Origin of the sequence: Dietzia timorensis (assembly GCF_020742175.1) — a bacterium.
GTDB lineage: Bacteria > Actinomycetota > Actinomycetes > Mycobacteriales > Mycobacteriaceae > Dietzia > Dietzia timorensis_A.
Map to the genome: position 1 here is coordinate 1 of NZ_DYXM01000131.1, position 8607 is coordinate 8607.

The following is an 8607-nucleotide window of genomic DNA, read 5'->3' on the forward strand; positions in this document are numbered from 1 at the left end:
CGCTGTCCTCGCCGCCCCCGGCACCGCCGGTCACGTTGTCGAGTTGCTGCACCCCTTCGGAGGACTCGCCGACGGGGACCTGGGCACCGATCGCGACGAGTTCGGCGACCTTCCACTGATCGCCTTCGCGAATGAGCTCCACGCGGGCCGCCTGACGGCCGGACACCGGGGGGAGCTCCTCTCGTTCGGACTGCGCCGTGTACACGAGGAGCACTGTCGCCGTGCCGGTGTCTTCGTCGATATCGCTCAACGCAGAATTGGAGATCTGCGCCGACGTCGTCGCGCCCTGATCCACTACGGTTTGCTTGATCTGCTCTGCGTATTCATCCTGCTGAGCGAGAAATTCACCGGTCGACCCCTCGCGCAACCGCTCCTGGTCCTCATCGATCGTGTCTGCGGAGAACGACAACGAGTTGACCACCACCTGTGACGCGACGTCGATGACCTCGTCGCGCAGGGCCGCCGCATTCTTGTCGCTGCGGTCCTGGAAGTACCCGATGGCCTGCCACACAGCTCCCGCCACACCAATCACAAGTATGACGACGGAAAGCACAGCCACCCATGCCGGAACGCCACCGCGTTTCTTCGCGCCTTCGCCGCCGGCCGTCGACGCGTCCCCGCCGTCCTCGCGGTCCGCGCCGGCGTCCTCACCGGAGTCCTTGGACTTCTTGGACTCCTCGGATTTCTTGGCCTCCTTCGAGGAGGATGTGCTCGTCGCCTCGCTTTCGCGCTTCGAGGGCGGATTCCCAGTGTCCTTGGCGGCACCGGCTGCGGTGTCCTTGGAATCCTTTGGGTCTGTGGAATCCTTCGAGTCCTTGGGGTCCGCCGAATTCTCCGGCGGGGTCTTGTCGTCCTTGCTCACTTCTCTCCTTGAACCACGGCATGCGAAAAGGGCGCACGCTTCTGCGGTCTCGGTAGTGACGGCCGTACGCCGTCAGTAGAAAATGCCGTAACCACCTTAGGTGACGTACCTTACAGGCGGCTGGTAGCCGAAAGCCGGGCGCGGCGTTGTGTCGCTGCGCCCGGCTGTGGTCTAACCGCTCCCCTTCGGCACGGCCCCGGTGAACTCGGCGAGTTGTTGACCAACTGCCGACAGATCGAGACGGTCCGGCGCCACCTTCGGTTTGTTGTCCCAGGGCTGGACGACCTCCGGATCGGCCAGCTCGGCGCTCTCTTGACCACGAACCGAGGTCATCGAACCCTCGGGCACCTTACAGCCAGCGTCCCAGTTCACAGGGAAATCCTGCTCTTGGTAGTCGAAGCTCGGGTCCGCAGCCTTCATCTCGTCGAGCATTTCATGGGTGCGTTCGTAGCCGATGGTGCACGGCGGCGGATTGTTGTTCTCCAGCACGAGCCCGAAGTGGATCGTGCCATCGCCCGGCGCCACTGACTGCGAACCGGAGGACAGTACGGGCAACAGCTGCAGGAGCGTGCGAACACCCGCCGACCTCGGATCCACGGCCTTCATCGTCGTAGACAGCCGTTCGGTGGCAACAGTGAGCGGAGGGCCGGACTGTCGCACGAGCTGGCTTGCCTCGGTGCTGAACTCGCCGGAGGTATCGATGAGGCGGCGCAGATCGCTGTCCGAGTCTCGGAGCGCCTCGGTCACCGTGCGGAGGTCGCCGGAGAACGAGACAATCTCCGCCTGTTGCACCGCCTGCGTGTCGAGCACCACGGCACCATCCTGGATAAGCCGTTTGAGCTGTGGAAGCGTCTCGATTCCGGTTTCGGACAACTCGACGAGCGAGTCGGCGAGGTTTCGCAATTCCGGACCGCGATCGCGGACGGCATCGCCGAGTTCTTCCACAGTGATACGGAGCGGGTCCAGCGGAATCGAACGAGCGAGATCGTCGACGTTTTCGATGAGCTCCTCGACACGAACCGGAAGATCCTCGCGCGTGCCGCTCAGGGTGCTGCCGGCTTCGAGATACGGCTCGGAATCGCTGACGGGCCGTAGGTCAACGTACTGCTCACCGATCGCGGAGCGATTGGCCACCACTGCGCGAGCATTCGCGGGGATCTGCGGCGCATCCTTGTCGATCTCGAGCTCGACATTCACACCGTCGTTGGTCAGGCTCAGATCGCCGACACGCCCCACCTCGACGCCGCGGTAGGACACCGCAGCATTGGTGAAGATACCGCCGGAATCCGGCAGCTCGAGGTTGACGCTGTACTGCCCGAAGCCAAATAGCGTCGGAATGCGCACGTAGTTGATGCCGACATAGGCAACGCCGACTGCGGCGATGACACAGAACGCGATCAGCTGGTAACGGATTGATTTTTTCATCCCTGCGCCTCGTCTGCCTCTTCGAGGAGATGCTCCATCGTGGGCGAGAAGTCACTCAAGCCCGGAGTCTCCGGCCCTTCGACCGCGCGCGACATCATTCTCTGCGGCTCTGGGAATAGCGGGAGCGGAAGTACGATGGTCGTCCTCCGGTCCGGACCGTTCTCCCCCGCCCACGGGTTACGCGGGTCTTCCGAGTACGGCCCCGACGTCGTCGTCGGTGCAATCGACTGCGGGTCGCCCTTGCCGACACCGAGGTTGGAAAGCACGTTCGCAACCTGGGTGTCGACGTTGAGGAACACGTTCGACGACGAACCGATCGTCGTATCCGCAGATGAGTCAGGGAACGGATACGTCGGCACGATGGCGGCGACATCGACGAGTTCCGGAGTCACCTTGGACAGCTCCTGAAGCACCGGGCGCAAGGCGCGCAGATCTGCGATGAGATCCTCGCGAGAGCGCACCAGCAGATCCGTACCGGACTGTCCGAGAGCATCGATGCGCCGGAGCATCTCGACGAATTGCGGACGCTGCTCGTCAAGCACCCGCACACCTTCCGGGAGCTCGTCCAGGATCGCCTCGATCTGCGGCGTCTGTTCCCGGGTATTTGCCGAGAGCTCATTGACCCCATCGATCGCATTGACGATCGAGTCCCGCTGACGATTGAGGGAGTTGATGAGGTCGGCGGTGGTGTTGAGAGTGTCTTTCAGCTGATTCTCGCGACCGTTCGTCATGGAATTCAGTTCCGTAACGATCGACTGGATCTGGCTGAGGCCACCACCGTTGAGCACCAGGCTCAACGCACCGAGAACCTGCTCGATATTAGTCGCCGTCCTCGTCCGTTCCAGCGGGATGACGTCTCCATCGCCGAGCTTGCCGTGCGGAGTCCCACCTTCCGGCGCCGAGAGTTCAACGAATTTCTCACCCAGGAGGTTGGTCTGCTGAACGGAGGCGACGGCGTTGGCCGGGAGGGCGACGTCGTTGCGCAATTCGATCTCGATCTGAGCGGTCCACCCGTCCTCAGCGAGCGAAATATTATCGATACGCCCTGCGGGGAGCCCGTTGACCTTTACCGTGCCCTGCCGGACAAGGTCGAGAACGTCCTCGAACTGGATGGACACATTGATCGGGTCGCTACCGGTATTCGCCCCACCGGGCAACGGCACGTCTTCGAGGCTCGTGCCACAGCCGGCGGTCAACGCGACGACCGCGCCGAGGGCGATAGCGGACGATGTGACCTTGATCCGGCGATTCATCGCGGGCTCCCTTCGGACGTCGGCGCACGATTGAATCCCTCGGTACCCGGAACGTATCCCGGCACCTGGAGCGTTTGCGCCAGCTCGGCGGTCATGATGCCGGTGGGAAGCTCCACGTTCTCCTTCAGAAAGGCGTTGCGCTCCTCCACCTGGGCCTCACATTCCTTGATGCCGGCCTCATCGGTGAGGTCTTCCAATACGGGATTTCCCGGCTGCAGCCGATTGATCTGCATCAGCTTGCACAAGACACCGGCGGGGCTCTGCGAATCGTGAAGTACGAGTCGCATATCTAACGTGCCCGATTCCGGGTTGTATGCCTCGATCAGGTTGGTCAATGCCAGCGGTGCCTGCACCAGGATTTCCTTGAGGTCCTCCGTGTGGTCTGCTGTGATACCGCCGACCGTGGCGAGTTTCTCGGCATTGCGTTGGATGACATCCTGGTTGTCCCGGACCAGGCGCGCTACGTCGGCGAGGGCCCAGGAGAGTTCACCGAGCGCGGACTGCAGGTTTTCCCGTTGATTGGCGACGGTCTGGTTGAACTGCGCCATCTGGTCATTGAACGTTCGCACCTGCTGATCATTTTCGGCCAGCATCGACACGAACGTTTGCAGATTGGTCACGGTGCCGGCAAGGTCCTCGCGGGAGTCGGCCAACGTCGTGGACGCCTGCGAGAGCTGATCGATGGAATCGCCGAGTGCACGGCCGTTCTCGCCGAGAGTTCGTGCAGAGGTGTCGAGGAACCTGTTGACAGTGCCGTCCTTGTTCACGCCATCAGGGCCCAGCGCGGTCGACAGATCCTGCAAGGATTTATAGAGCTCATCGACTTCCACGGGCGTCGTCGTGCGCTCGCGCTCGAGGACCGCACCGTCTTCCATCTTGGGCCCGTTGGAGTATGCCGGAAGCATTTGGATGTATCGGTCCGGGATGACCGATGGCGTCACCTGAGCAGCCTTGGCATCGGAGGGAAGGTCGACACCGCGGTTGACGAACGCCTTCACCTCGACCTGGTCGCCGCGCGGAGTCACTTCCTCGACGCTGCCGACCTTGACTCCCAGCACCCGGATATCGGTGCCCTCGGAGACACCCACCGAGGTATCGAAGTACGCCGTGAAGTGGGTACGTCCGACCCGCGACCAGCTTCCCCATACCAATGCCGCGACAACGATCACGACGATGAGCACGAGAGCAACGAGCCAGATCGGGAACTTCTTCTGTGCGAGTTTCATGGTTTACTGGCCCCCCTGCTGCAGCGTTTCGCGATTGCCGGGGATGAGCGGTAGTCCCGGCGGGAGCAGGTTCGTCACAGTTGTCTCGAACCAGCGGCCGTTGCCGAGGATGTCCGCGTAAATACCGTAGAACGGAGCGAGGTTCGTCAGCGACTGACGCAGGTCGTCCTCGTGCTCGGTGAGCACACCGAGCGCCTGGTCCAACTGGTCCAGGGTCGGACCGAACTGAGCCTCATTGTCCGCAACCAACTGCCGCAGCTCCCGGGCGAGCGAAGTTCCCGACGCGAGAACGAGCTTGATCGACTCGGAACGCGAGTTGAGCTCTGTGAGCAGATCGCCGACACCGGCGATAAGCTTGCGGAATTCCTCATTGCGTTCGGCGACGATCGTCGCCGACTGGCGTGTGGCCGCGAGAAGATCGCGTAGTTCCCGATCCCTGCTGGAGATCGTGCGGGATAAGCGGGATACTCCGTCGACTGCGGAACGAAATTCGCCCGGCGCCACGTCCATCGATTCAGTGAGTACATCGAGCGATTCGCCGAGACGTTCCTCGTCGATCCCCTCGACCACCTCGGCGGCCTGGCTGAACGCGGTCACGACGTCGTAAGGCGAGGTCGTGCGATCCAACGCGATCGGAGTATCGGTGTCCAGCTCCTCCCTGCCTGCGGGCTCCAGCGCAAGGAACTTCTGCCCCAGCACGGATTTGATCTGGATCGAGGCACGCGTCTCGTCGCCCAGCCACGCACCCTTGGAACGGAAGTCGATCTTGACCTTGTCACCTTCTAGGTCGACGTCGGTGACCTGCCCGACCTTGACTCCCGCGATGCGCACCTCGTCGCCGGACTGCATCCCGGCAGCCTCGGAGAAGTATGCGTGGTACTTCGGCCCGGCACCGACATACGGCAGCGAACTGAAATTGGCGCTGAGCAGCGTCAAAGCGAGAATCGTGACGATGCCGATCAGGCCCAGCAACGGATTGGGGATCCGGTACTCTCCTGCCTTTTTACCTTTACGCTTTTTCGTCTCGGCAGCCATCAGTTCCCACCTCCGTTCGATTGTGCATTGGCCGCAGCCACCCCTTCTGCGCTACAGCGCGGCGCGGAGTTCGTGTAGATCGGTTGGCGTATGGTGTCGAGGTGCCCGACCAGAGGAAGGAGTGGATCGGACATATTCGGCGCGGAACCGGAGCCCACTGTGACGTCGATGCCACAAAGGTAGAACTGGAACCACGAACCGAACGAGCCGGTTCGCACGAGCTTCTCCGTCTTCAGCGGCATGGTCTCGATCACCGACTCCAGACTGTCGCTGTTGGCATTAAGGTCCGTCGCAACGGTGTTCAACGCCGTGATCGAATCGGTGACCGCAGGCCTGGTGTTCTCGAGCACGTTGTCGGTGACCGACGTCAGATCCGCGAGAGAGTCGAGCGAGGAACCGATCGCCTCGGAATCGGCAGACAACCCCTCGATCAGCGATGAGGTGTTGACGACCAGCTGGTCGAACTGATCTTCGCGATTATTGATCGTGTCGAGCACTGCCGTGAGATTGTCGATGACCTCTCCGATGACCTGGTCGCGATCGGCGAGCGTATTCGTCAGCGAACCGATATCGCGAACCAGCTGCTGGACCGTTCCGCTTTCGCCCTGAAGCACCTTGATCAGCGAGTCGGCGAGCTTGTTCACGTCCTCCGGATTGAGGGTGGTGAACAGCGGACGGAAACCATCGAACAAAGCCGTGAGGTTGACGGCGGGGGTCGTTTGCTCCAGCGGAATGGTGTCACCCGGCTCCATGTCTGCTCCGACTGCACCTTCTCCCCTGGACAGCGAGATATAGCGCTGGCCGATGAGGTTGCGGAACCGCATGTCGGCTTGGGTATTTTCCGGCAGGCTATCGCGTCCGCTGAGGACGAACGACACCCGAGCCTTGTCGTTGTCGTAGAGCTCGACGTTGGTGACACGGCCGACGGCGACGCCGGCGATGCGCACTTCGTCGCCGGCCTCGCTCTGCGTCGCGTCGGAGAAGATGGCGTGGTACTCTTCGCCATCGGTGGACCCGCTTCCTCGCATGGTGTTGGCGAGGATGACGATGGCCATCGAGGTGACGATGATGAAGATGATCAGCTTGATCATCGGAGCGGCGAGGCTCCGGTTGGAGGGATTCTTGCTCATCGGATGGTCACCTCCGCCCCGCGGAGGGCCGGAGCGCCGAGGCCTGCGACCCAGCCGGGTGTCGATTCGGGCGCTTCGCCCTTCGCTGCGCCGTAAATCGTCTGCACTGTGGCCACCTCGATCGGCGAATTCTCGTATCCCATCGGTCGATCGTCGACGCCCGGGGGCAGCGGGCGATTCGGTTGTTCCGGAACGTAGCGTCCCGGCGCGTCGGGAACGCTGCCGCGCTGGCGCGGCTGCGTGATCGGCGCATCGGAACTTCGTGGGTCCGGTGCGTCGGGAATGACTGCAGGGCCCGGGTTACGCGTCGGGGGCTGGTAGGCGCCATCGGCAAGCGCGCCGCCGGGTGCTGCCGGGAAATTCTCCCCGGGTCCCGGGGTTCCGTAGCAGCGCGCACCGCGGGTATCGAAGGCGCGCGGCTCATCCTGGTTCGGAAGGTATCGGCCACGCGGGTTGACGACCTCCACGGTGACGCGAATGCCCGGGTGCTCATCGCCGACACCAAGGATGTCGTCGGAATTCACAAGGCTCTTTTGGAAGTTGAGCACCGAACATTCAAGCACCGGGGAGTACTGCGCAAGGTAATCGAGCGTCTGTCGCGAGTCCGCGAGCACGTCGATGACGCTCTGCTTGTTCACGTCGATGAACCCGGCAAGGTCGTTCGATGCCGTCGTCACCGACTGGATGGAGCCGCGCAGCGCGTCCTGCTTTTCCACGACGGTATGCGATGTGGTGCGCAGGGCGTCGAGCGCGCCAATGAGATCGGGCACGGCCTCGGTGTAGGTCTGCGAGAAGGTCGCGAGATCCTGGAGACCGGATTCGAGCGCGGGGAGATCTTCGTTGATACCGCCGAATACCTTACCCAGCTGCTCGAAGGAGACACCGAGCCGATCGCCGTTGCCCTGCAGCGCCTGGCTCAGCGCGCCGAGGGTTGCGGCGAGCTCGTGGGGCGGAACGGCCTCGAGCACCGGGAGCAGCCCGTCGAGAACTCGGTCGAGCTCCACGGCGTTGCCGCGTTCGTCCTGGGCGATGGAGTCGACGTCCGCGAGTTTTCCAGAACCTCCGCCGTCAGGAATATAGATGTCCACGAAGCGCTCGCCGAACAGGGTCTTCGGGATGAGCCGCGCCGTGACATCGGCGGGGAGCTTCTCGGTGTAATCGGGGTCGATGGCGAGCTGCACTCGGACGCGATCGCCGTCGGGTTCGACCTCGGTGACGCGGCCGATATTGACTCCGCGCACCTTGACGTCGGCATGTTTGGGCAGCGCGTATCCGACGTCGTCGGTGTAGAGGTCTATTTCGCTGACGCTGGTGAACGCCTTGTTGTACATGGCGATGGAGCCGCCGATGAACGCCGCCACGATGATGACGAACAGGACGGCAAGGAGGCGACGAGCGGTCGCTGACATGCGGGTCATCCGGCAATCCTCACACTCGTGGACGTGCCCCAGATGGCCAGGCCGATGAAGAAGTTGAGAATCGTGACGACAACGATCGCGGTACGCACCGCGCGGCCCACGGCAACGCCGACGCCGGCGGGTCCGCCGGACGCGGTGTAGCCGTAGAAGCAGTGGATCATCACGAGCGCGAAGGCGAAGATCAACACCTTGACGAACGAATACAAAACGTCCTGTGGCGGCAGGAACAGGTGGAAGTAGTGGTCGAACGCACCGGTC

At 62.8% G+C, this 8607-nt stretch carries 8 protein-coding genes; all 8 read right to left on the reverse strand.

Annotation, left to right across the window (positions count from 1 at the left end; all coding sequences use genetic code 11):
* Positions 1–862 (reverse strand): hypothetical protein (locus tag K8V11_RS07115; RefSeq protein WP_303912066.1); only part of this gene is annotated, 862 nt, incomplete at its 3' end.
* Between the two features lie 171 nt (positions 863–1033).
* Positions 1034–2287, reverse strand: a complete 1254-nt coding sequence (locus K8V11_RS07120) for an MCE family protein (RefSeq protein ID WP_067477676.1) — start codon at positions 2285–2287, stop codon at positions 1034–1036.
* Complete coding sequence (locus K8V11_RS07125; RefSeq protein ID WP_067477678.1) at positions 2284–3540, reverse strand: MCE family protein; 1257 nt, start codon at positions 3538–3540, stop codon at positions 2284–2286. The genes K8V11_RS07120 and K8V11_RS07125 overlap by 4 nt, the downstream gene beginning before the upstream one ends.
* Positions 3537–4766 carry an MCE family protein gene (locus K8V11_RS07130; RefSeq protein WP_067477680.1) on the reverse strand — a complete coding sequence of 410 codons (1230 nt, stop codon included), beginning with the start codon at positions 4764–4766 and terminating at the stop codon, positions 3537–3539. The genes K8V11_RS07125 and K8V11_RS07130 overlap by 4 nt, the downstream gene beginning before the upstream one ends.
* A 3-nt stretch (positions 4767–4769) precedes the next feature.
* Positions 4770–5801, reverse strand: coding sequence for an MCE family protein (locus K8V11_RS07135; protein WP_067477683.1), 1032 nt, complete (start codon positions 5799–5801; stop codon positions 4770–4772).
* On the reverse strand, positions 5801–6931 hold the full coding sequence (locus K8V11_RS07140) for an MCE family protein (RefSeq protein WP_067477687.1): 1131 nt from the start codon (positions 6929–6931) through the stop codon (positions 5801–5803). The genes K8V11_RS07135 and K8V11_RS07140 overlap by 1 nt, the downstream gene beginning before the upstream one ends.
* Positions 6928–8349 carry an MCE family protein gene (locus K8V11_RS07145; RefSeq protein ID WP_303912070.1) on the reverse strand — a complete coding sequence of 474 codons (1422 nt, stop codon included), beginning with the start codon at positions 8347–8349 and terminating at the stop codon, positions 6928–6930. Before K8V11_RS07145 ends, K8V11_RS07140 begins: the two co-directional genes overlap by 4 nt.
* On the reverse strand, positions 8346–8607 hold a 262-nt coding region (locus K8V11_RS07150), incomplete at its 5' end, for an ABC transporter permease (protein ID WP_303912072.1). The genes K8V11_RS07145 and K8V11_RS07150, both read right to left, overlap by 4 nt.